This is a genomic window from Oceanobacillus luteolus (assembly GCF_042678205.1).
In the GTDB taxonomy this organism is placed as follows: domain Bacteria; phylum Bacillota; class Bacilli; order Bacillales; family Amphibacillaceae; genus Oceanobacillus; species Oceanobacillus luteolus.
Genome location: NZ_JBHUDE010000012.1, coordinates 1 through 22,448 on the forward strand (window position 1 = coordinate 1; position 22,448 = coordinate 22,448).

At 39.0% G+C, this 22,448-nt stretch carries 20 protein-coding genes, 9 tRNA genes and 1 rRNA gene; 22 read left to right on the plus strand and 8 right to left on the minus strand.

Translation table 11 applies throughout. The features are described 5' to 3' along the window. Window positions 1-135 precede the first annotated feature (135 nt). The 6 genes from rrf to ACFSBH_RS03780 all read left to right on the plus strand — a co-directional run bounded on the left by rrf (window position 136) and on the right by ACFSBH_RS03780 (window position 2,523). Window positions 136-251, plus strand: a 5S ribosomal RNA gene (gene rrf, locus ACFSBH_RS03755). A 27-nt stretch (window positions 252-278) separates the two neighbouring features. Further along, window positions 279-353, plus strand: a tRNA-Asn gene (locus tag ACFSBH_RS03760). 24 nt (window positions 354-377) lie between these two features. Beyond that, window positions 378-450, plus strand: a tRNA-Thr gene (locus tag ACFSBH_RS03765). A gap of 305 nt (window positions 451-755) precedes the next feature. Next, window positions 756-2,240, plus strand: a complete 1,485-nt coding sequence (gene allW / locus ACFSBH_RS03770; protein WP_379596101.1) for an allantoin permease — start codon at window positions 756-758, stop codon at window positions 2,238-2,240. A 115-nt stretch (window positions 2,241-2,355) separates the two neighbouring features. Continuing rightward, a tRNA-Asn gene (locus tag ACFSBH_RS03775) sits at window positions 2,356-2,430 on the plus strand. A 20-nt stretch (window positions 2,431-2,450) separates the two neighbouring features. Beyond that, window positions 2,451-2,523, plus strand: a tRNA-Thr gene (locus ACFSBH_RS03780). A 72-nt stretch (window positions 2,524-2,595) separates the two neighbouring features. Here the strand turns inward: ACFSBH_RS03780 and ACFSBH_RS03785 are convergent. After that, a complete protein-coding gene (locus ACFSBH_RS03785; protein ID WP_379596103.1) occupies window positions 2,596-2,739 on the minus strand; it encodes a YjcZ family sporulation protein in 144 nt (47 codons plus the stop codon). A gap of 213 nt (window positions 2,740-2,952) precedes the next feature. Beyond that, entirely contained in the window at window positions 2,953-3,231 is a 279-nt protein-coding gene (locus ACFSBH_RS03790) for a phospholipase (RefSeq protein ID WP_379596105.1), read from the minus strand. 185 nt (window positions 3,232-3,416) lie between these two features. On the opposite strand from ACFSBH_RS03790, the gene ACFSBH_RS03795 reads away from it, so the two are divergent. Further along, a complete protein-coding gene (locus tag ACFSBH_RS03795; protein WP_251517031.1) occupies window positions 3,417-3,563 on the plus strand; it encodes a hypothetical protein in 147 nt (48 codons plus the stop codon). Between the two features lie 114 nt (window positions 3,564-3,677). Here the strand turns inward: ACFSBH_RS03795 and ACFSBH_RS03800 are convergent, their stop codons facing one another. The 3 genes from ACFSBH_RS03800 to ACFSBH_RS03810 form a co-directional block, all read right to left on the minus strand. Then, window positions 3,678-6,029, minus strand: coding sequence for a helix-turn-helix domain-containing protein (locus ACFSBH_RS03800; RefSeq protein ID WP_379596107.1), 2,352 nt, complete (start codon window positions 6,027-6,029; stop codon window positions 3,678-3,680). A gap of 207 nt (window positions 6,030-6,236) precedes the next feature. Next, window positions 6,237-6,425, minus strand: a complete 189-nt coding sequence (locus tag ACFSBH_RS03805) for a hypothetical protein (protein WP_251517036.1) — start codon at window positions 6,423-6,425, stop codon at window positions 6,237-6,239. Window positions 6,426-6,588: 163 nt separating this feature from the next. Next, window positions 6,589-8,040: a phospholipase D-like domain-containing protein gene (locus ACFSBH_RS03810; protein WP_251517039.1), complete on the minus strand. Its 1,452-nt coding sequence runs from the start codon at window positions 8,038-8,040 to the stop codon at window positions 6,589-6,591. 283 nt (window positions 8,041-8,323) lie between these two features. On the opposite strand from ACFSBH_RS03810, the gene ACFSBH_RS03815 reads away from it, so the two are divergent. Beyond that, window positions 8,324-8,959, plus strand: coding sequence for a response regulator transcription factor (locus ACFSBH_RS03815; RefSeq protein WP_251517042.1), 636 nt, complete (start codon window positions 8,324-8,326; stop codon window positions 8,957-8,959). A 42-nt stretch (window positions 8,960-9,001) separates the two neighbouring features. Here the strand turns inward: ACFSBH_RS03815 and ACFSBH_RS03820 are convergent, their stop codons facing one another. Together ACFSBH_RS03820 and fabI are read right to left on the minus strand one after the other, a co-directional pair. Next, complete coding sequence (locus ACFSBH_RS03820; protein WP_251517045.1) at window positions 9,002-9,724, minus strand: YwaF family protein; 723 nt, start codon at window positions 9,722-9,724, stop codon at window positions 9,002-9,004. 88 nt (window positions 9,725-9,812) lie between these two features. Continuing rightward, a complete protein-coding gene (gene fabI / locus ACFSBH_RS03825; protein ID WP_251517047.1) occupies window positions 9,813-10,589 on the minus strand; it encodes an enoyl-ACP reductase FabI in 777 nt (258 codons plus the stop codon). Window positions 10,590-10,948: 359 nt separating this feature from the next. On the opposite strand from fabI, the gene ACFSBH_RS03830 reads away from it, so the two are divergent. From ACFSBH_RS03830 to ACFSBH_RS03870, 9 genes are all read left to right on the plus strand, one after another. Continuing rightward, window positions 10,949-11,023 (plus strand) — tRNA-Glu (locus ACFSBH_RS03830). A 245-nt stretch (window positions 11,024-11,268) separates the two neighbouring features. Beyond that, window positions 11,269-11,344 (plus strand) — tRNA-Thr (locus ACFSBH_RS03835). A 51-nt stretch (window positions 11,345-11,395) separates the two neighbouring features. After that, window positions 11,396-11,480, plus strand: a tRNA-Tyr gene (locus tag ACFSBH_RS03840). Between the two features lie 10 nt (window positions 11,481-11,490). Beyond that, a tRNA-Gln gene (locus tag ACFSBH_RS03845) sits at window positions 11,491-11,565 on the plus strand. Window positions 11,566-11,848: 283 nt separating this feature from the next. Continuing rightward, a tRNA-Lys gene (locus ACFSBH_RS03850) sits at window positions 11,849-11,921 on the plus strand. Between the two features lie 256 nt (window positions 11,922-12,177). After that, complete coding sequence (locus ACFSBH_RS03855) at window positions 12,178-13,467, plus strand: hydroxymethylglutaryl-CoA reductase, degradative (protein WP_251517050.1); 1,290 nt, start codon at window positions 12,178-12,180, stop codon at window positions 13,465-13,467. Beyond that, window positions 13,464-14,426 carry a mevalonate kinase gene (gene mvk / locus ACFSBH_RS03860; RefSeq protein ID WP_251517053.1) on the plus strand — a complete coding sequence of 321 codons (963 nt, stop codon included), beginning with the start codon at window positions 13,464-13,466 and terminating at the stop codon, window positions 14,424-14,426. Before ACFSBH_RS03855 ends, mvk begins: the two co-directional genes overlap by 4 nt. A gap of 294 nt (window positions 14,427-14,720) precedes the next feature. Continuing rightward, the gene (gene mvaD / locus ACFSBH_RS03865; RefSeq protein ID WP_251517055.1) at window positions 14,721-15,698 is read left to right on the plus strand and encodes a diphosphomevalonate decarboxylase; all 978 of its coding nucleotides are present in this window, start codon (window positions 14,721-14,723) and stop codon (window positions 15,696-15,698) included. 12 nt (window positions 15,699-15,710) lie between these two features. Continuing rightward, a complete protein-coding gene (locus ACFSBH_RS03870) occupies window positions 15,711-16,814 on the plus strand; it encodes a phosphomevalonate kinase (RefSeq protein WP_251517056.1) in 1,104 nt (367 codons plus the stop codon). A 157-nt stretch (window positions 16,815-16,971) separates the two neighbouring features. Here the strand turns inward: ACFSBH_RS03870 and ACFSBH_RS03875 are convergent, their stop codons facing one another. After that, complete coding sequence (locus ACFSBH_RS03875) at window positions 16,972-17,142, minus strand: aspartyl-phosphate phosphatase Spo0E family protein (RefSeq protein ID WP_251517069.1); 171 nt, start codon at window positions 17,140-17,142, stop codon at window positions 16,972-16,974. A gap of 256 nt (window positions 17,143-17,398) precedes the next feature. Between ACFSBH_RS03875 and sigW the strand changes: the two genes are divergently transcribed. The 5 genes from sigW (at window position 17,399) to glmM (ending at window position 22,313) form a co-directional block, all read left to right on the plus strand. Continuing rightward, the gene (sigW, locus tag ACFSBH_RS03880) at window positions 17,399-17,962 is read left to right on the plus strand and encodes an RNA polymerase sigma factor SigW (protein WP_251517058.1); all 564 of its coding nucleotides are present in this window, start codon (window positions 17,399-17,401) and stop codon (window positions 17,960-17,962) included. 15 nt (window positions 17,963-17,977) lie between these two features. After that, entirely contained in the window at window positions 17,978-18,613 is a 636-nt protein-coding gene (gene rsiW / locus ACFSBH_RS03885; RefSeq protein WP_251517060.1) for an anti-sigma-W factor RsiW, read from the plus strand. Between the two features lie 276 nt (window positions 18,614-18,889). Further along, window positions 18,890-19,708 carry a diadenylate cyclase CdaA gene (gene cdaA, locus ACFSBH_RS03890; protein ID WP_251517062.1) on the plus strand — a complete coding sequence of 273 codons (819 nt, stop codon included), beginning with the start codon at window positions 18,890-18,892 and terminating at the stop codon, window positions 19,706-19,708. Next, window positions 19,701-20,927 (plus strand): CdaR family protein, encoded by a 1,227-nt coding sequence (locus tag ACFSBH_RS03895; protein WP_379596114.1) that lies wholly within the window; start codon window positions 19,701-19,703, stop codon window positions 20,925-20,927. Before cdaA ends, ACFSBH_RS03895 begins: the two co-directional genes overlap by 8 nt. 42 nt (window positions 20,928-20,969) lie before the next feature. Further along, window positions 20,970-22,313, plus strand: a complete 1,344-nt coding sequence (gene glmM / locus ACFSBH_RS03900) for a phosphoglucosamine mutase (protein WP_251517067.1) — start codon at window positions 20,970-20,972, stop codon at window positions 22,311-22,313. Window positions 22,314-22,448 lie beyond the last annotated feature (135 nt).

A 22,448-nucleotide genomic window follows, 5' to 3' on the forward strand; every position in this document is an offset into this window, starting at 1 on the left:
TTTGAGGTAGAAGCATGGTGACATGTGGAGCTGACAAATACTAATCGATCGAGGACTTAACTAAATTCTATTTTGATGTCGTTCCATTACTCTTATTTAGTTTTCAAGGTACAAATATATATTTAATCTTATAGGTCTGGTAATGATGGCGGAAAGGTCACACCTGTTCCCATACCGAACACAGCAGTTAAGCTTTCCAGCGCCGATGGTAGTTGAGACTTTGTCTCTGCAAGAGTAGGACGTTGCCAGGCCAAACCAAATTAATTAAATGATATTGTTCCACAGTAGCTCAGTGGTAGAGCAATCGGCTGTTAACCGATCGGTCGTAGGTTCGAATCCTACCTGTGGAGCCATTTTTTTATTTGCAGAGATTAAATGCTTCCATAGCTCAGTAGGTAGAGCGCTTCCATGGTAAGGAAGAGGTCGTCGGTTCGAATCCGCCTGGAAGCTCTCATCGACCATTCTCACAATCGTGAGAATGGTTTTTTTATGTTTATCATTATTAAATTTATGGAATGGGTATCTTATATGGATGATTTTTAGCAACTCTTCCTAAAAATCGATAGTGTTTTTCTATATAAAAGACAATATATTATCAAGTTTATACAGTGTATAATTACACTGATATAAAAGAGTAATTGTGGATATCATTCTTATTAAATATCTGCATTAATATAACTTGGTTGGACAAGATATGAGTTGGAATACTGTGGAATCTTTAAAAGCGGAATGAAGGGTTTGTATTTTAAAAGGTTTTGTTCCTAACAGTGAAAGGAGTATTCCATCTGGAACACTTAAATAGAGAAGAACTAAAGCAAAATGGTTTTAGTGAAGACATTCTACCAACGATAAAGGAAAAGAGAAATTGGGGTATCAGCAATTATACTACTATCTGGATGGGTTCTGTGCATAACATTCCGAACTATATTGCAATCGGTGGGCTGTTTGCCATTGGATTATCAGTAGGACAGGTATTTTCTGCAATTATGGTTGCGACAATTTTAATTGCGGCAATCCTGGTGTTGAACGGGCATGCTGGATCAAAGTATGGTTTGCCATTTGCTATGTTGTTACGTTCATCATTTGGAAATAAAGGTGCAGTTATTCCTGGTGTGTTAAGGGGAGTTATTGCTGCGATTATGTGGTTTGGATTTCAGACGTTCGCAGGAAGCCAGGCTTTTGCGATCTTAATCGGTAAAATATGGCCAGGATTTCTAACGCTAGGTGGCGATTTGAACCTGTTGGGATTATCATTACCAGGCTTAATCTCATTTCTTATATTTTGGGCATTCAACGTTGCTTTAATCTATGGTGGAATGGACTTGTTAGGGAAATTTGCTAATATTTTATCTCCACTTGTTTATATTGTTTTTGGTGGTATGGCAATTTGGGCAATCAACTTAGCTGGTGGTATTGGTCCAATTTTAAGTTATACGGGATCTGGAATCAGTGGAAATCCAATCATTGTATTTTTAGGTGCTGTTACTGCGATTGTCGCAGCTTGGGCAGCCCCGATGGTTAGTGTATCAGATTTTACTAGACTTTCTCGTACACCAAAAGACCAAGCTGTTGGACAAACAGTTGGTTTAGTTGTAACTTATTTATTATTTGCTGTAGCTAGTATTGCAATCATTGTTGGTTCCGAAATTGCTTTCGGTACACCAATTTGGAACGTATTGGATGTAGTGGCTAGATTCGATAGCGGATTTGCAATTGGGATTTCGGTGTTGACGCTATGTCTAACAACATTATCAGTTAATGTTACAGGAAATATTGTTCCAGCTGGTTATCAGTTGGCGTCACTGTTTCCAAAACACCTTACTTTCAAATCAGGTGCGACACTAGCTGCGCTGATTGCAATCTTCCTAATGCCTTGGAAGCTGATGGAAAACTCGACTAGTATCTTTACGTTTTTAAGTATTGTCGGGGGCTTATTGGCGCCAATAACAGGTATTATGTTAGCCCAATATTTTGTGGTTGATAAAACGAACTTAGATTTAAAAGAACTATATTCACGAAATGGAAAATACAATTATAAAAACGGCTTTAACATAAATGCAATCATCACACTAGTGATTGCTGGTGTTCTTTGTTTAATTGGATTATTTGTACCGTTCTTCCAACCTCTTTATGAAATGTCATGGATTGTTGGAATTGTTGCAGCGTTCATTATTTATATTTTCCCTTTCGGTCAATTGTTCATGAAGCTTTTCTCCCCTCGGTTCAAAAAAATAAGTTAAATCCATAATGACGAAAAATCCTAAGATACAAGTCAATGTATCTTAGGATTTTTAAAAATCTTGCATTGTATTTAATACATGGTATAATATTATTTACAAATAAAATTGATGATTTTCCACAGTAGCTCAGTGGTAGAGCAATCGGCTGTTAACCGATCGGTCGTAGGTTCGAATCCTACCTGTGGAGCCATTTTTAATTTCAGATTAAATGCTTCCATAGCTCAGTAGGTAGAGCGCTTCCATGGTAAGGAAGAGGTCGTCGGTTCAATCCCGGCTGGAAGCTCTTTTATTATGTACACTATATAAAGGTAAAAATTCAGCCAGCCACTTTTAGTGGCTGGCATTTTTACGTGGTTTATTTATAGCAGGTCGCACCAACGATAATGAGTAGGATAAATAATACGACAATCAAAACAAATGTATTGCTTGTTCCGTGTCCATAACTAGGGCTTACATAATTGTTGCAACCACAGCCATAACCACCGCCGAATCCATACATAAATATTCCTCCTCGCTGTTAATTCAACCCATCATTTACTAACAATCAGTGTGTTCCGGAATGGGATGATCATCTATATTGATACTATATGTTGAACGGGACAGATTGAATGGGTTAAATGCCTATGGGAGGATACTTTCTGTCTAAAAGTCTTATCTTAATTTATAGGTAGAATAATTGAAATAATACGATGATATTATCATTTAATTGCTATCAACGGCATGTAAATTTCGTCTTTAATCGTATAGTATGATACATCAACCGGGCATGCCTGTTTTCTGGATATGGTCCATCTAGATAAGGACGCAAACATTCTAAAAACATGTAATCACAATAACAGCGATCACGTCCTTGTTGCAAGCACAAGTCATGGCGCATACAGCAAGCATCTACTGCATTTGTGGGGTATCCAGGTCCATTGCAGCCAGGACCACACCAACGATAACCGGGGAAAATACACCAGCCTCTTCCGTTGATAGGTGCCCTATTCATATCAACACCTCCTCTAGTACTTTTATTTTATGAATCGATTTAATTGGCTGTAACGGCTTCAGTTATACACTATGTCAGATATTGTAGGATATTGGAATTTACTGTAAGTAAAATGAAACAAAATCAGCGAATGATCCGTATTAATGAATTAGATAATACAAGAACTTTATGGGAGGCGGATTTAGTTGAAGTGTAAGTCTTGTAATGGAGATTCATTTGTCAAAGTGCCGGATTTCGACAAGCAATTGACGGTTTGTTTGTCTTGCGGAGAAGTTCTTTCAATTAAATTTGTAGATTTATCATTGCTGAAAAAGTACGAACAGGTAAATTAGGAAAGCTCTAGGCAAGCAAAAAGTCCTCTAAAACAATGTTGTTTTAGAGGACTGATCTATGCATTGTAATTTGCTCCAATTTCATAAGATAATAGGACAAGATGTAAATACCCATTAATTCCATGTTCTTCTTATGTCATAAAAATGAATTGCATTATTCGTTAGGTAAGAATATAAGGATAGAGTTCCTTCGTCCCCGATTGTCTCATCAAAAAGTTCCAGGGAAGGCTGGTTCGTATTGACGATATAATCGATCACTTCCTCATCCATTCCGTACTTGCTGTTCAATTCCCACCATTTGGTATACAATGCTCCGTGCTCTTTATCAAATACACGTTTCCGGACTTGATACTCCCCTGGTTCCATACCAGCAATATTAATATTGATTTCCTTGTTTAACTTATTCATTAAAGTCTCTTCGATTGAATAATAAGGGTTCACATTATTAGGGTTCATCAAGATGAGCTGGTACCCTCTTTCATTTTTGGCTAATACGAATTCTTCCCCTACCGCGATGAGTTCTCCTTGCAGCCTTTCGAGGAAATGCATCGCAAAGAAAGCAGGGCGTTTACCACTGAAATAATGGTAAAGCTCCATACCTTCTAAACGGATTTTTCGATTTTTCCCCAACTTTTCATGTTGATGGGTATTAATCCAGAAACCCATCGATTCAACATCTCTGGCAACATCAAGGGCGCTTTTCATGATCAAAGCACCACGAAAGAAAGTTCCATTCGTATGTCGTGTATTGCCTGAAAGTACATTCCAGCTAACCATATGAATTGGTCTATCTTTTTTATGTTTGCGCAGATAGGATTTTATTTTCAATGTCTTATTTTTTATATAATCCTTTTCCAATGAAAACCGATTATCTCCTAGTTCCTCAAAATCAATAATTTCATTTTGATTCGCCTCGTAAGCGAAAAAGTCGATTTTCGTATCTCTCTCGAGCATCCATACATGCTGTTTACTTAGTTTTTCTGTCTGATAGGAATATGGAATGAATGTCCCTACATTGATGGAAGGGATGATATTTTTTAAATTCCGATAGAGGGTTGTATAGACTCTTTTCAATTCATTGGGACTCACCCCTGTGTGATATGGCTCATAGAACATGAAGTACCACGTTTCTACAAATGAATTTCCATAAAGGTTTAAACAGTGGGCGATCAAGTCTCGCAGTTTTGTGAAAAATTGATCCTCATCCCTTGTTATTTCTCGGTAATCAACACGTACAAATAAGGAAAGATCATTTTGTCTTAAGAAGTTGAGCGCATAGTCCAAATCAAAATATGGAGAGGTTGTAGCAATTATTTCATCTGTTTCAACTTCTGGAATAATTGTTGTTCCGTGAATCAAATTGCGGACTGCTATATATTCTAAATGTAAATCTTTTTTGGCGGTTAAAATTTGTGTCCGGACACTATCTTTAAGTATTTCTCTTAATTCACCAATTGACAGATTATGTTTTGGCCGATAGATAATGGGGTCATCTATAATTGGTCCGTTTATATCAATTTCAACTCTTTCCATTCTAGTTTCAGTGGAGTTGAATCTTTTATTCGTATTCTCCATATATATACCAAGTTTACCGAGGATGTTTTGGAAAGAGATAATGTTAAATTCAACGTCCTGTTCATAGTAAGTAACTTTATCTTTTCTCTCAACTTGATGCCTCTCTCGGTATTCTGTCGGTGTCATTTTATAAGTTTCTTTAAAAAGACTTGTAAAGGATTTTGTATTTGGAAATCCGTTGTTAATTGCGATTTGTGAGATGGAATAAGGTGTATACAATAATTCTTTTAGTGCATGTTCCATTCTAATGTTCATTAAGAACCTTTTAAATCCAATCCCTGTTTTCTCCTTGAAATAGCGGGAGAGATATCCTGGAGATAAATAAAAATGATCCGCAATATCATCTAAAGTGATTGGTCGATCATAATTTTCTTCCATAAAGGAATGGATCTGCTGAATTTGCTTATCTTCGCTATCTACTCGTTGTATGCTTTTACTTTCCGTTCTAAATCTGCGAATCAAAATAAGCAGGATTTCACTAATATGACTTTGAATCTCGATTTTGTACCCTTCATTTTTGCGGAAATGAGCAATTGCTGTTTCGGCAATAAGTTTCAATAATGCATGAATGATTGACTCTTTACCTAAATCGATTTCCCTGGAAAAACAATCAAAACGGCTATTGTGGTAGGCCTCGTAATAATTGCTCATAAAGGAGTCTGATATTGTAATCATTAGTGTCCGATTATCATTACTTCCAGCTGCTTGAAATAATTGATTATGATTGATGATGAGCAGGTCCTCTGCAGCCAAATGATAGTACCTAGAGTTTGTTTCAACATGAAGTTCTCCATTGATGACAAGAATGATTTGGATACCTTGATTTATTTTCGGAGCAAGCGTTTCAATGTGTTGCAAGTGTATATTGAAATCCTTTAATTGTTTATCCATACAAGCATCCTACTTTCATCCGCTGTAATTATTAACTAGTGTAAGACGAAGAGAGGAGAGTAGTCAATCTGGGCACCATGATCAGTATTCATGTGTGGATAGGTGTGAGGAATGAATAACCGGCTTAACCCTACTGAATGCAGAGTTAAGCCGGTTAGATTACATGTTATAATATCCGTCCATTTAATACATCAAAGTAACGTCTTACTATGAAACAACTTCACACGTTAAGGAGTTTCGGTTTACTTGAATATATTCGCCTGTTGTTTTATTCATTACTTGAGATACTTGCTTCGTATGTGTTACCTCAATCCAATCATTTTGTATATCCGCCAGCAATTTTACTTCAACATCAGTCGTTCCATATTTAAAACCACTATATGATAATTTTGTCATGGTAATCCTTCCTTTCATTGAAAGTACTATTAGTCACATAGAATGCATCGTGTTTAAGGAGATGCTTTCACAATATAGATAGTTTACCATATTGATTGCTGTAGATAAAATTATGAAAAGGTGGGTACATGGTGTATAGCAAGGTCATTTGTCTTTATCTAATTTAATATGTTGTGAAACGGAGTGTTTTTTGTACCCAATATAACCCATATTTCACTGGAGTTAAAACATCTTCTTTCGAGTCATGTGGAATTGTAAAGTCTGCGTCTTCATTATTCCAAATCCTTTTAAAGTAATCATCGATTTCCTGGATGAATCCACTGGTATTTGGTGCAGTTACTGCTATATTATTTTCCATATTATAATTATCTAAATTCCGGGAAGTGAAATTTGTAGACCCAGCTGTAACATAACTTTCTTTACTCCCTTTAAGATAAGCTATTTTAGAATGATATTGTTCTTCATTTGTAAGATACCACTTAATTTCAACTTTTCCGTTCGTATCATCTACCAATTCTTTTGCGACAGGGATATTTGGTAAGCCGATTTTCTGCGAACCGAATGCATTCTCATTAGGGTCTAAAATTATCCGGACTTCAACACCCCGATTTGCTGCTTCTTGTAATGCACCAATTACAGTCCTGTCGGAAAGGTAAAACATTCCTAGCCAAGCTTCATCACCCCGAGTTAATTTTTCCAGGGCAGCTATAAAGCTAGTTTCAATTTTATTTTCCGTTAAGATTTGTGCTCGAATGGTTCGCTCTTCTGAACGTTGTTTAGGAGGAAAGTGATTTTCTAGTTGTTGCACATTCGGAAATGCATCTAAATTTCCACCGGAAAATGCGGCTACTGCGTGCTCCGCTTCGATCATGTCTTTAATGATGGGACCCGTTACTTTAATCGCCACATTAGAATGGAATCCACTTGAATCATGTGCATTTGCTGATAGTACGAGGCCTTCAGCTTCAGTTATTATCGCTTTCCGATGATTTGCCTTAATATTCAATAGAGCTAGATAGGAGCGGAGGGTGACATCTGGAGAAGTCTCTCCAAAGGGGTTCGGCAACCAACCATTTCCTTCCTGACCGAACCATTGGAAGAACATTCTCCAAATACCTGAATAGAGTATGTTTGGATCCCGTAGCTTGGATAAATCTGTATAGATTATTTCTGCCCCATAATCTGCCAAATAATCAATGTATGTAGCATCATGAGAATGATAACTCCGATTTATATCGTCTGTAATGATAACCACTTGGAGTTCAGGGAATTTTTCAAGTTGGGTTTTAATTTTATCTGAAAACATCTTACTTACCTCAGGAAAGTCTCGACCTTCATCAGAGAAATCATTGATCATAAACATGTCAATGATAATAAATTCCTCTGCTTCCTCTATCATTTGAAAGACTGTATTAAAAATTTCATGCTCATAGACTTCTTCTCCTTCTTTTTGATAAGTCAAATCATATAAGAAGGAAATCTCATCCTCTGTGAGCCAATGCTCCTCACCAAGATAAGAAGTCCCATCAGGTAGTTCTTTTGTTTGGTGGAAAATAAGTGTGCCAATATAGACACTCAATAAAAGAGATAAAATTATCCAAGTAATTTTTTTCACGTTCTTTTCTCCTTTGGTTTCTCAATTATTCTCTCTTTAATACCCGAAATAGAGAAAAAGTACACTCGGAGGATAAAAAGGTGCCTTTTTACAGTAGAACTGATTCTTTAAAAGGTATTTTTTTACTTACAGAATAGATTAAAGTTATACCATAATCTTTAATTATGATAAAATAGAACTAGGATTAAATATTTGGTGTTTTTGATTAACTGAGACAAAGTGATTACTTTTGAAGATGGTACGCAATAATATAGAAAGATATTATATAGGAGTTGGCAAAATAATGAGTGTCATATCATTTGTAATGGGGGCTGAAGTTCACAAGGAAACAGTAGTAGAGATGGTAAAAGAAATGCTTCCTGACCATGAACTTCATGTTTATAACGCGGCGTTCATCGATGACTTATTTCAAGCGAAGACTGATAGTGATTTAGTCATATTGGATTTAGAGGCTCATATTTCTGTTCGTGAAGTAGTACGGAATTATAGGTTTGCTGATACAAAGGTGGCGGTAATTCTACCTGATTCAGAAGTGAATGCAATTGATGATTATACACATTTTGATTTAGTTGGCTTTTTTAGTGTTGGTATGAGTGTGGAAGAATTGGTCGATGGGATTAAATACATACAAAGAGGGATTACTTATGTACATCCCATCATTTCCAATGTTATCTATGATAAATATAAACAAGTTTCCCAAGGAGAAGTGCGTAGACCGATCGGCTTATTGACCAGGAGAGAATGGGAAGTGTTGGGAGAGCTGGTGAAGGGTTGCCAGAATGAAGAGATTGCAGTGAACTTAGATATATCAGACAAAACAGTAAAAAATCACATCACTTCTATTTTAGGTAAATTAGAAGTAAAAGATCGAACCAATGCAGTTCTTTTAGCTTTAAAAGAGAGATGGTTCTATTTATAGAAAGAATCCCAATCGTCGAAAGACAAGACGATTGGGATTCTTTTATATATATTCTCTCTTTTTCAGCCAACGGAATGTAAGAAATTGGAGCAGGAATACGATGAATGCGACTAGACCCAAATTAATGCGGTACCAAATACCGTTGCCGAACCAATCGAGTGGCGTTGCAACGATAGGCGGGCTGGATAGATAAAGATAGTTGGCCTCAAGCCAAGGATTTATGATAAATCCTACATATAATGCGTAGATAATTAATATGGTATACGTGTGGGTCATGTTTTTAAATGTAATTGTTCCAGGTTTGGCTGTAACGGCGATAAAAACACTCGTAGTCGAAATTGCTATGTGGTGGATGAAAAATTTGAAGTACCGGAAATTAGGGAAATCATAAGGCAACTCTGGGGTGATTAATGCCAAAAAGGCTGGAATGAATCCGATAAAAAAGGTGATTACCATGAGTTTTCTATTTAATGTAAATAAAGCAATTGCTCCAACCAGACTGGCAACACCACATAGATGGAAGGGCAGATGATATACCCAGATTCCATGGAAGGCTGTCCAGGTTTGATAAATAATCTCTGAACCGACTAATAGAACGAATAGAAACCACCGAATACGTTGGAAGATCTTTGTATTCGTCTTGATTTCCCGATGAAATAGTAAAAGTAAGAAAACACATATAATATACAGGATCAACATGAAGATATGGCTGAAACCGAATGCAGTAAATGTATCTCCTCTAAGAGTTAGAAACCAATCTATCATTTATTCACCCCTTATTATTATATGTATGTAGCGAATAAAAAAAGACGCTTTTTTGCATGCACAGCATAAAAGCATCTTTTTTTGTTCCTTAACCACCGATAATATGGAATCCTGAGTCTACGTGTAAAACTTCTCCAGTGACACCTCGAGAAAGATCACTTAGGAAAAACATGGTTGCATCTCCAACCTGATCTTGGTCGACATTGCGACGAAGTGGTGCTTTTTCCGTAACGACACTTGCTTTTTCGTTGAAACCAGAAACTCCTTTAGCGGATATGGTGCGAATTGGTCCGGCTGAAATGGCATTTACTCTTATATCGTATTTCCCAACATCTTCAGCTAGATAACGGACACTCGCTTCAAGGGAAGCTTTAGCCACACCCATAATATTGTAATTCGGAATTACGCGTTCTGAGCCGATGTATGTTTGGGTAACGATACTACCGCCTTCAGTCATTAGTTCTTTTGCAGCCCTAGTTACAGCAACTAATGAGTATGCACTGATCTCATGGGCCAGCAGATAACCGTCCCGGGAAGTGTCTGCATATTCACCATCCAACTCCTCGCGCTTTGCAAACGCTACTGAGTGGACAAGTCCATGAATGATGCCTACATTATCTTTAATTTCACTGAATGCGGTTTCGATACTAGAATCATCCGCAACATCTAAGGAAACGATTAATTTAGCGGGAATATCATGTTTTTCTAGAAGTTTTTCTAGTTTCTTTCTAGAACGCTCCTGCCTATTCGTAAAGATTAGATTTGCTCCTTGATGGTGCAGAGATTTAGTAATTCCCCAAGCGATACTTCTTTCGTTTGCGACACCCATTACAACAATATTTTTTCCTTCTAATAAGCCAGACATGGTATACCTCCATAAAAGCTGTTTTTTTATATTATACCTTATGTTCCTATATAGAGAAATAAAAACCATAGTTTAGTTCATAATAGCAGGTACTAATTTAGCTCGCAACAGTCTGAAAGATGTTGTGAGCTAAAGGGGGTGCAAACAAGTTAAGAAGTAGGACAAGTTAGTAAAAGGAAGTAAAAATACTCTATTAAAAGTTGAAGGAGTGAGATAATGTAAGCGAAAATAGTGGTTAAATGGTTGGTTGAAAAAAAATATAAAAAATATTTGATTTAGGTCTTTACAAAATGAAAAATACTAGATATAATGTAAATCGTCAGTTTGAAAAAACATCATTATTAAATGATTATTACACTGGCCCGTTGGTCAAGCGGTTAAGACACCGCCCTTTCACGGCGGTAACACGGGTTCGAATCCCGTACGGGTCACCATTATAAATCAGCTTACATTGTGAAGCTTTTTTAATTTCTCTCGGCTTACCTTAAATGATAGAGGCAAGCCACGTAATACTATCTGCCGGCCTAGCTCAATTGGTAGAGCACGCCGCGAAATACATCCTTGATCTGTTTCTCTGAAGCGGCCTGCGAGGAGTGTAATCTTCACTGAAACAACTTGCAACACGACGAGCTTTCAAACAGCTAGCTCAAGTGAACAAATCAGTTCATAATTTTAATCTGCCGGCCTAGCTCAATTGGTAGAGCAACTGACTTGTAATCAGTAGGTTGGGGGTTCAAGTCCTCTGGCCGGCACCACTTTTTTAAAAGATTATGGAATAAGACAATTACAATTGCAAATAATATTGTGGAGGGGTAGCGAAGTGGCTAAACGCGGCGGACTGTAAATCCGCTCCCTCAGGGTTCGGCAGTTCGAATCTGCCCCCCTCCACCACTTTTATTGTTGGGCTATAGCCAAGCGGTAAGGCAACGGGTTTTGGTCCCGTCATTCCTAGGTTCGAATCCTAGTAGCCCAGCCATTTTTTTGTTTTTGGACAAGTTATTTTTGATATGTAGGTTAACTTTTTGAGATTACGGGTAACTTATAATTAGTATAGATGCTTGCTCAAGAAAACTAACCAGAACAATATAGACATCACGAGCCATTAGCTCAGTTGGTAGAGCACGCCGCGGATTGCATCATTGAAACTGCATCGTGGTAGCGGCCTGCGAGGAGTGTAATCTTCGCTGAGTCAGCTTGCAACACGACGAGCTTTCAAACAACTTGCTCAAGAAAACTAACCAGAACAATATAGACATCACGAGCCATTAGCTCAGTTGGTAGAGCATCTGACTTTTAATCAGAGGGTCACAGGTTCGAATCCTGTATGGCTCATCCTTTTTATTTAATTATCACAAAATGAATAACCGCTGTTAAAAACAAGGCTCCTTTAAATTGAGCCTTGTTTTTGTTTGCAATATAAGTAAATGTTCAACATAATAGATAGAGACTATCAATAAACGGGCTTTTTTGTAAAAATAAATAGCAGTTTCTACAAAAAATCCGAGGGAACGTGTTATAATCATTTAGAGAATTATAAATTTCTATTGATAAAAACAACTCTCAATAACATACTAAAGGATGATCCGGCATGAAATCGTCCAGAATACCTGGTTTCTATAAAAAAACAATTGAAGAAAGAAAAGAACTTATTCATAGCATGTATCCTTTTACGGAAGAAGAGCTGGCAACGCTAAGTGCTGAGGCTCCATTGGCTCAGGATATTGCTGATAATATGATTGAAAATGTAGTTGGTACTTTTCAGCTTCCTTTAGGTTTGGGATTGAATTTCTTAATAAATGGGAAAGAATATATCATACCGATGGCTATTGAGGAAGCTTCTGTTGTTGCCTCCGCTAGTCATATTGCGAAAATTGTTCGGGATGCAGGAGGCTTTACTGCCGAATCTACCGATCGAGTCATGATCGGACAAATCCAAGTAGTCGGCTGTCCAGATTTTCAACAGGCGAAGACGGCTGTTTTGGAAAACAAAGATGCACTGATTAAAGCAGCGAATGAGGCTTTTCCCAGTATTGTTCGCCGCGGCGGTGGTGCAGAGGACTTGGATGTACGGATTTTAAATGAAGAGGCTGATTCGGCCTTCGGTAAAATGCTGATAGTCCATCTTTATGTAAATACGGTGGATGCGATGGGTGCCAATTTAATTAATACGATGGCAGAATCGATTGCTCCTTTAGTGGAAAAGATTACAAGTGGTAAAGTTTATTTGCGAATTTTATCGAATCTTGCTGATCGGAGTTTAGCTCGTGCCCGTTGTGTCATTCCTCCACATTTATTGAAGACAGGGGATTTTTCCGGGGAAGAAGTACGGGATGGTGTCATTCACGCTTATGAGTTTGCAGCATCGGATCCTTATAGAGCAGTTACTCATAATAAGGGGATTATGAATGGCGTTGACCCTGTAGTGATTGCTACCGGGAATGATTGGCGTGCAGTTGAGGCAGGTGCACATGCCTATGCTGTTAAAGATGGACAGTATACTTCCATGACTACATGGTGGAAAGATGAGCAAGGTAATCTTGTAGGTGAATTAGAATTGCCAATGTCGGTAGGAACTGTCGGTGGTGCTACCCGCGTCCACCCGTTGGCTAAAATGGCCCTTAAGTTATTGGATGTAAGTAGCGCGAAAGAGTTGGCCGAGGTAATTGTTACTGTAGGTCTTGCTCAAAACTTAGGTGCACTTAAGGCGTTGGCGACAGACGGCATTCAAAAAGGACATATGACCTTGCATTCTCGCTCTGTTGCGATTGCAGCAGGCGCTACAGGGGAGATGATTGATATCATTGCAAAAGAATTGATTAAAATAAATGAAATCCGTGTTGGAAAAGCTAAAGAATTGGTGGAAAAATACAAACGATGAGTGCAGAAAAAGTCTCAACTTCAACAAAAACAGCTATTGGTATAGCTCATAGTAAGCTAATTTTAATCGGAGAGCATGCGGTTGTACACGGACAGCCTGCAATTGCTATTCCGTTTCCGTTAATTGGTGTAGAGACCGTGGTTGAGTATATGCCAGGACCATTAAAGCTAGATAGCAGTTTCTATTATGGACCGCTTCATATGGCGCCAGAAGAGTTGCGTGGCATAACCAACTGTACTACAGATACATTGGAATATTTAGATCTTCCTGCGGAGGATATGATTATTCGTATTAACTCCTCCATCCCACCAGGGAAGGGTCTTGGGTCCAGCGCTTCTGTAGCAGTATCTATCATTCGTTCTTTATTTAATTATGCGGACCGTGAATGTACTCAAGAGGAACTGCTGAAGCTTGCTCATATTGCAGAAACCTATGCACATGGTTCCCCAAGTGGGATAGATACGTTCACCATTACATCTGACTCACCAATCTGGTTTGAGAAAAACCATCCAATCGAAAGGATTGGCGTGAAAGAGGATTTACACTTTATTGTCGCAGATTCAGGGCAAGATGCGGATACGAGAACCTCTGTACAATCAGTGACAAGATTACTGAAGAAAGCGCCACGTAAAATCCAAAGAAAACTCGACCGAATTGGTGAATTGACGCATGATGCTAAAGGCGCACTCGAAAAGGCGAGTAAACATTTCCTTGGATATATGCTGAACGAAGCTCAAAAAGAGCTTGAATACCTCGGGGTAAGTGATGCAGTGTTAAATCGCTTGATTCGCTTTGCCAGACAAGAAGGTGCACTAGGTGCAAAGCTCACTGGTGGAGGAAATGGTGGATGTATCATTGCATTGGCGCAAAACGAAGTGCACTGCAAACAGCTCGCTGAGAAATTAAAACAATTTGGTGCCCATACTGTTTGGCCATTTGTGTTGAAGAAAAATGGTTAATCTTTTTGATAAGTAACCAGATATAAGCCTGAGAAGCTCATATTTGGTTACTTTCTTTGTAGTATAGGAAATTATAAAAATTTTAAGGATGTAATAATACACTGGTGGGGCCACGTCCGGCTCCAGCGCCCAGGGACTGCCAGACTTCACGTACCTCCGTCCGATAAGTCAACATCGACTCTCTTCGTTCGTCGTGTATCCTTTATCTCCTGCGGTCCGTTCCAGTCTGCACGTCCCTAAACGGGCGCTTCCGCCTTTGTTTTATATTGTAATTAAATGGTAAAGGGGATTATTATGAAAGCTACAGCAAAAGCGCATACGAATATTGCCTTGATTAAATATTGGGGAAAGCGGAATGACGAACTGATTCTGCCGACAAACAACAGTCTTTCTCTTACATTAGATGGATTCTACACAACGACCACTGTAGACTTTCAAGAGGACCTGAAAGAGGATTATTTTGAGCTGGATGGCGAGCCTGTTATGGGTGAAGCATATAAACGCGTGACTGCCTTTTTAGATTTAATAAGACGGATGGCTGATAAGGAGGACTTGTTTGCGCGAGTCAAATCTTATAACCAGGTTCCAACAGCAGCGGGGTTTGCTTCATCTGCATCTGGTTTTGCCGCACTAACAGCGGCAGCAACGAAAGCAATTGGATTGGATTTAAGTGATACCGAGCTTTCTCGATTGACTCGTCAAGGTTCGGGTTCTTCAAGCCGTTCCATTTATGGTGGTTTTGCAGAATGGGAAATGGGCGAAAAGGAAGATGGTTCCGACTCTTATGCTGTTCCTATAGCTTCAGAAAATCATTGGGATGTCAGAATGGCAGGAGTTGTCTTGACTTCAAAAATGAAAAAAATCTCTAGTCGCGCTGGAATGCGTAGGACAGTAGAAACTTCTCCTTTTTATGAAGGTTGGTTAAAGAGTATTCCAGAAGACCTTTCTCAAATAAAAAAGGCAATTAGTGATAAAGATTTTACTCGGCTAGGTGAAATTGCTGAGGCGAATTGCTTGAAAATGCACGCTACTTCTCTGGCTGCAAAACCTCCGTTTACGTACTGGATCGATTCGACGATTCGTGTGATGCAACAGGTTCAGGAAATGCGTGAACAAGGGATACCTGCCTACTTTACAATTGATGCAGGTCCAAATGTTAAAGTGTTATATTTGCCAGAGTACGAGGAACAAGTGGAGCGTATCCTCCGAGAAGTGCCAGGGGTTACAGATGTTATACTTAGTAAACCAGGACCAGGAGTAAGCTATCTTTAGGAGTGGAGTAAATTGTCGAACAACAACATGACGATTCAAGTACCTGGTAAACTTATGGTTGCAGGTGAATTTGCGGTACTCGTACCACATCAACATCTTGCAGTGACGGCTGTCGACCGCTTTGTTTATGCGGCCATAAAGGATTCCGAGGAGCGTTTGCTCAACTTGGAAGATTTCAAGTTGCATGATTTGAAATGGAATTACCAAGGTGGAGAAATCAACATACAATCAACAGACGAGCGCCTTTCCTTTGTTCGTGAAGCAATGAAGATTACTTGCACCTACTTAGAGGAGCAAGGGATATCAATAGACAGCTTCAAACTTTCCGTCCGCAGTGAATTGGATGACCAATCCGGTGTGAAATATGGATTGGGTTCTAGTGCAGCTGTGGTTGTTGCCGTTGTGACAGCCATAATGGCACGCTTTTCAACAGAAGAGCCAAATAAGGATGTCGTTTTTAAATTGGCAGCCTTAGCTCATGTAAATATACAGGGGAGCGGATCAGGAGCAGATGTGGCAGCTTCTGTTTATGGAGGGATTTTACAGTATTCATCTTTTCAGGCAGAATGGTTACTTGATGCTTCTAGAAAAACATCTACCATCAGCGAACTAATTGAAAGTGACTGGATCTACCTTTCGATCAAGCGTCTTTCTTTGCCTGCATCAGTTTACTTCTGTGTAGGTTGGACGGGAAGACCTGCATCGACTACGAAACTTGTCGAACGCATTTTGCAATTGAAAACAGATAATCCGATAGCTTTCGAGGAATTTCTTGAGAAGAGTGGACGTGCCGTACATACATTATTGACTGGCATGGAAACCGAAAACAATGAATTATTATTTGAAGGAGTGAAGGCCAATCGTGAAGCACTTGCGACAGTTGGTAAACAGGCAAAGGTATCGATTGAAACTCCACTCTTAAGTACGTTATGTGAATTGGCGGAAGACCTCCAGGGAGCAGGAAAGCCATCAGGAGCAGGTGGCGGTGACTGTGGCATAGCCTTTATGCCGAATGAAAAGCAAGCAGATCTCTTATATCGTGCGTGGGAAGAAGCTGGTATCAAACCGCTTTCCATTTCTTCTTATGCCCAAGGTGCCACGATAAACACAATTTAAAATAAAAAGACATAAACCTCGTCTCCTGAGATTTATGTCTTTTTTCTGTCACTAGTATTTGGAATACTTACTGCTATATATAATCATTGATTAAATGGTATATTTGCCATTAGTCGTCGCTGATGTTGTTCTATTTAAATATACCTCAGGAAAAAGTTTATCTGGAAGCAAGCTCATAGTTGTCGTAGTTTTGATATTTATAGATCAGCGTGTCCAACTTCATACTAGATTCAATTACGGCCTGTGATGTAAGATCATGATCGCTACTTAAGGAAATTAATTCTTCACGACAGGCTTCGATTTTTTCTAATAATATTAATTTACTCACCAAAGCTTCCTCCTATCTAGTATACTATAATAAGAAAATACCCTGAAAATAGCAAGAGTAAACTTTGAAAAATTTGATAAAATTGATAGGATATAAATTAGTATAAATAAATTATTTTCTTTGGTGGATAATTTGATTTTGCTGGATCGTCTAACAGAGCTCATTTTAAAAAGAAAAAAATATTAGCGGAAAGAATGAAACCTTTTTAGTGTCTATTTCGTAATAACAGTACCGCATTGTAGGCGGAGGTAAATGTATGGATCAGATGATTAGGGAGAAAGTTAAGTTAGTGAAAAAAGGGGATCAATCTGCCTTTGAGGATTTGGTCTCATTTTACCAAAATAAAATATACCAGCACTGCTACCGGATGCTTGGTAATGCACATGAGGCAGAAGATATCGCACAAGAAGCTTTTATACGAGCATATGTGAATATTCATTCCTTTGATGATAAGCGGAAGTTTTCAAGTTGGCTCTACCGGATTGCAACAAATCTATCCATTGACAGATTGCGCAAACGAAAGCCGGACTATTTTCTGGATGCCGAAGTCAAAGGTACGGATGGTTTGGATATGTACTCCCAGCTTCAAAGTGAGGAGACACCTATTGTAGAAGAGGTGGAGAGCAATGAGTTGCAGCGATATATTCATAAAGAAATACTTCAGCTTCCATCGAAATACCGCAGTATCATCATTTTAAGGTATTTAGAAGAATTTTCCTTGAAGGAAATTAGTGAAATCTTGGATATCCCAATTGGAACCGTTAAAACAAGGATTCACCGAGGTCGGGAAGCTTTACGTAAGAGGCTTCGTCATGTGTAAAGGAGTGTGGTCCCATTGAAATGTAATCCAGAAATTGTTGGGTTGATGCATAAACATTTGGATGGAGATATATCGAATGAAGAAGAAAGACAATTATCCATGCATCTTGAAGACTGTGAAAGTTGTCAAGAGCATTTCCGTGAGTTGAAAAGGACAATTACATTAATCCAAAGTGCGGAGCGGTTTGAAGCGCCTGCAAATTTTACTGCTAATGTGATGCGCAATCTCCCAACAGAGAAAAAGCGGGTAAAATATACGCGCTGGTTTAAAATGCATCCCATGCTTACAGCTGCTGCCATTTTCTTTATCCTCATGTTCTCGGGAGTGTTTTTCACATGGGAACAAGAGAACCAGTTGGTTGTCTCTAAGCAGGAAAACCTTGTTATTGAAGGGGATACAGTGATTGTACCTGAAGGGGAGGTTGTTGAAGGGGATCTGCTCGTGAAGAACGGGAATCTGATTATAAAAGGAACCGTCGATGGCGATGTCACATTGATTAATGGAAAATTGATTGATGACGATCCTTTGGATAATAGTGGTTTAATGGCTTCTGTAGGTGAAATAAATGGGGAGTTTGAAACGGTCGATAAAGTGTTCGATTGGATATGGTACCAATTGAAGAACTTTGCAAAATCAATATTTGATTTTTAACTTTTTATAACCTGCTCGTCAGTAATTGACGCGCAGGTTTTTTATTGATCATAATGCAATTGTTTCCCCTTTTAATACAAATGTTCTGAACCCTAGTAATAGGTTGTATGGAAGTCAACAAATTTATATGGTATGAGTCCGTCGTTTGTTCACATGATAACAGGGAATTATGGTATAATAAGCAGCAAGTAAACATAAGATTCATTGATTTTTGCTTATTATAAAATGGAGGATTAATTATCCAATTTTCAACTCATTTTAAAAGGACGTGTGACCATGCTTGATGGGGGATTCGACCTGATAACCATACTCAGAATAACCGTTGACATAGCTCTCATCTGGTATGTACTTTATAAATTGATGATGCTTGTTCGCGGTACAAAAGCCGTGCAGTTATTGAAAGGGATAGCTGTCATACTGACAATTTGGCTTTTAAGTATTGCTTTTAACCTACAGACGGTTCGATTTTTTACGAACCAGTTTATTGAATGGGGTATTATAGTTATTATTATTTTATTCCAGCCAGAACTAAGAAGAGCTTTAGAACAACTTGGTAGAGGAAGCATTTTCACAAGAAGTGCAAAGTCTAAAGAAAAATTGGAAGACCAGATTGAAGCAATTGTCAGCTCCTGTACATATATGGCTAAGCGCCGAATTGGGGCGTTGATTTCAATCGAGAAAGAAACAGGGATAGGCGATTATGCGGAGACGGGAATCCCGATTAATGGGAAATTAAGTCATCAGCTTTTGACAAATATATTCACACCGAACACCCCGCTTCATGATGGTGCAGTAATTATAAAAAAAGGTAAGATTATCGCTGCTGCGTGTTATCTCCCTTTATCTGAAAGTCCTTTTATTTCAAAGGAGCTTGGAACGAGGCATCGTGCTGCAATGGGAATCAGTGAAGTAACCGATGCACTGACAATCGTTGTCTCTGAAGAAACTGGTGCAATATCTTGTACCGTTAATGGAAAATTGCATCGTGATCTGGAGGAAGAAGCATTAACTGAAATGTTAAGGGAGCATCTTTCTTTACATCCGACCACCTCTGAAAAACCGGGTAAGAAACGGGGGGCGAAACAAAATGGATAATTGGTTTCAAAGCAAATGGTTTATTCGCGTGCTGGCATTGGCGTTTGCAGTTACATTATTTATTTTCGTGAATGTTGAAACGAATTCCAGTGGAGCTGATTCCTCTATCCCGGGGAGAAATATTCAAACACAAAGACTGGATGATGTTCCAGTTGAGATTAAAATCGATTCAGAGAATTACGTTGTCAGTGGGGTTCCGGAATTTGCAACTGTAACGTTGGAAGGATCACCTGCGACCATCATGCCAGCGATTTTTAATCGTAATTTTTCTGTTTTCGTTGACTTGAGAGGTCTTGAAGAAGGGAATCATCCGGTAGAGCTTCAACATACCCTTTCGGATGACATCCGGGTCTATATCGAACCGAAATCAATTGATGTTACAATTGAGGAAAGAGCAACGGAAGAATTTCCAATTGCGGTTGAATTTTTAAATACGGATGACCTGCCACAAGGATATGAGGTAGGCAAATATGAATTGGAACAATCAAGTGTAACAATTACTACATCAAGAAGAATTATGGAACAAATCGGTGTTGTAAAAATCTACGTTGACGTAGGTGGGGTGGACAGTCCGATTCGAAATCGAGAAGTTCCAATTAATGTATATGATACGCAGGGAAATGAAATGAACGTCCGATTAGATAGGGAATCAGTTGTTGTCTCGGTGGACCTTGTAAACCCAAGTAAGGTTGTCCCAATCAAAGTGGAGAGAACAGGTGAACTACCAGAGAATTTTTCCTCACTGTCTGTATCTGCTAATCTAGAAGAGGTGGAAATCTACGCAGTAAGTGAAGTTCTCGAGGGTATTGATTCCATTTCAACAGAAGAAATTGATTTATCACAAATTACAGAGTCGGGGACTATAGAAGTAGGATTTGATTTACCAGAGGGTGTCAGTACGGGAGAAGTGGAAACACTTGAAGTAACCATCCAAGTGGAAGAAACGAGAGTAATCGAAGCTATAGGGATTGAAGAAGAAGATTTATCGGATGGACAAGACATCACCTTCATCGAGCCTGAGAATGCCCAAATGGATATTAAGGTAACCGGTAATGAGGCGTTGATGCGGGAACTTAATCCGGATGATATCCGAGTGGTTGTAAATGTCGATGGGTTGGAGCCGGGAGAACATACTGTACCGGTTACGATTGATTGGGATGCAGATGAGAGTCTTACAGTAACCCCTGAATATGAAGAAGTTACGATTGAAATCGAATAACCTAAAACTAACCCTTAGTTGCTAATTAAAGGAGAGGTATAAATGAAAAAGTATTTTGGGACCGATGGTGTACGAGGAGTTGCGAACGAGAGTCTTACACCTGAACTTGCTTTTAAATTAGGCCGTGTTGGAGGCTATGTGTTAACAAAGGAAACGGAAAACCCAAAAATTATTATCGGTAGAGATACACGTATTTCTGGCCATATGCTTGAAGGAGCACTATTGGCAGGTTTACTTTCCATTGGTGCAGAGGTCATGCGTCTCGGTGTGATTTCCACACCTGGAGTAGCATATTTGACAAAAGCAATGAGCGCAGATGCAGGTATCATGATTTCAGCTTCCCATAATCCAGTGGAGGATAATGGAATTAAATTCTTTGGTCCAGACGGATTCAAACTGACTGATGAACAGGAAGCGGAAATTGAAAAGTTGATAGATGAAGAAGATCAACTCCCACGTCCTGTAGGCGCAAACGTTGGGACAGTAAATGCTTATTTTGAAGGCGGACAAAAATATCTTTCCTACCTGAAGGATACGATTGATAATGATTTTGCTGGACTCACTATTGCTCTGGATTGTGCACATGGTGCGACGTCAAGTCTGGCAACCCATCTGTTTGCCGATTTGGAAGCTGATATTTATACAATTGGTACTTCTCCAAACGGGTTGAACATAAATGAAGGGGTTGGGTCTACTCACCCTGAAGCTGTAAGAGAGCTTGTCTTAGAAAAAGAAGCGGATGTCGGTTTAGCCTTTGATGGAGATGGAGACCGTCTAATTGCGGTCGATGAAAAAGGTAACATCGTGGATGGCGACCAAATCATGTATATTTGTGGAAAATACATGAAGGAAAAAGGAGCTCTTCGTAATGATACCATTGTCTCCACCGTTATGAGTAACATCGGCTTTTATAAAGCTTTAGAAGAAAATGGTATGCAGAGTGAAAAAACTGCTGTCGGTGACCGCTATGTCATGGAAGAGATGAGGAAAGGCGGATACAACTTAGGTGGGGAGCAATCTGGACATATTATTTTCCTTGACTTCATTACAACTGGTGATGGTATGCTTTCTGCTCTACAGCTGGTTAACGTTATGAAAGAGACAGGAAAACCTTTATCGGAGTTGGCTGCTGAAATGCAGATCTTCCCTCAGGTATTGAAAAATGTGAAAGTAATTGACAAGAATGAGGCGTTGACAAATCCGGTTATTTTGCAAGAGATTGAAGCGGTAGAAAAAGAACTTGGTAATGATGGACGAGTATTAGTTCGACCTTCTGGAACAGAACCGCTTGTTCGGGTAATGATAGAGGCAAGAACGGAAGAAGAATGTAATAAATATGTTGATCGTATTGTTCGTGTCATTCAGGATGTGCTTGGATTAGAATAATTGAAAGAACTGCTTTCGTAGAAGCAGTTCTTTTTTGTGTGCGCCCGGCATGGGTGTAATCTCTAGGGTGAGAGTCCCGAGCCATGAAGGCAGAAGTAGTGGTTAGCTTAACGCAAGGGTGTCCGTGGCGACGCG

Bases quoted from the DNA above. Each gene is read 5' to 3' on its own strand.
- ACFSBH_RS03785 (WP_379596103.1), bottom strand. From the start codon at position 2,739: ATGTATGGATTCGGCGGTGGTTATGGCTGTGGTTGCAACAATTATGTA.
- ACFSBH_RS03790 (WP_379596105.1), bottom strand. From the start codon at position 3,231: ATGAATAGGGCACCTATCAACGGAAGAGGCTGGTGTATTTTCCCCGGT.
- ACFSBH_RS03800 (WP_379596107.1), bottom strand. From the start codon at position 6,029: ATGGATAAACAATTAAAGGATTTCAATATACACTTGCAACACATTGAA.
- ACFSBH_RS03805 (WP_251517036.1), bottom strand. From the start codon at position 6,425: ATGACAAAATTATCATATAGTGGTTTTAAATATGGAACGACTGATGTT.
- ACFSBH_RS03815 (WP_251517042.1), top strand. From the start codon at position 8,324: ATGAGTGTCATATCATTTGTAATGGGGGCTGAAGTTCACAAGGAAACA.
- ACFSBH_RS03820 (WP_251517045.1), bottom strand. From the start codon at position 9,724: ATGATAGATTGGTTTCTAACTCTTAGAGGAGATACATTTACTGCATTC.
- fabI (WP_251517047.1), bottom strand. From the start codon at position 10,589: ATGTCTGGCTTATTAGAAGGAAAAAATATTGTTGTAATGGGTGTCGCA.
- ACFSBH_RS03855 (WP_251517050.1), top strand. From the start codon at position 12,178: ATGAAATCGTCCAGAATACCTGGTTTCTATAAAAAAACAATTGAAGAA.
- mvk (WP_251517053.1), top strand. From the start codon at position 13,464: ATGAGTGCAGAAAAAGTCTCAACTTCAACAAAAACAGCTATTGGTATA.
- mvaD (WP_251517055.1), top strand. From the start codon at position 14,721: ATGAAAGCTACAGCAAAAGCGCATACGAATATTGCCTTGATTAAATAT.
- sigW (WP_251517058.1), top strand. From the start codon at position 17,399: ATGGATCAGATGATTAGGGAGAAAGTTAAGTTAGTGAAAAAAGGGGAT.
- cdaA (WP_251517062.1), top strand. From the start codon at position 18,890: ATGCTTGATGGGGGATTCGACCTGATAACCATACTCAGAATAACCGTT.
- ACFSBH_RS03895 (WP_379596114.1), top strand. From the start codon at position 19,701: ATGGATAATTGGTTTCAAAGCAAATGGTTTATTCGCGTGCTGGCATTG.
- glmM (WP_251517067.1), top strand. From the start codon at position 20,970: ATGAAAAAGTATTTTGGGACCGATGGTGTACGAGGAGTTGCGAACGAG.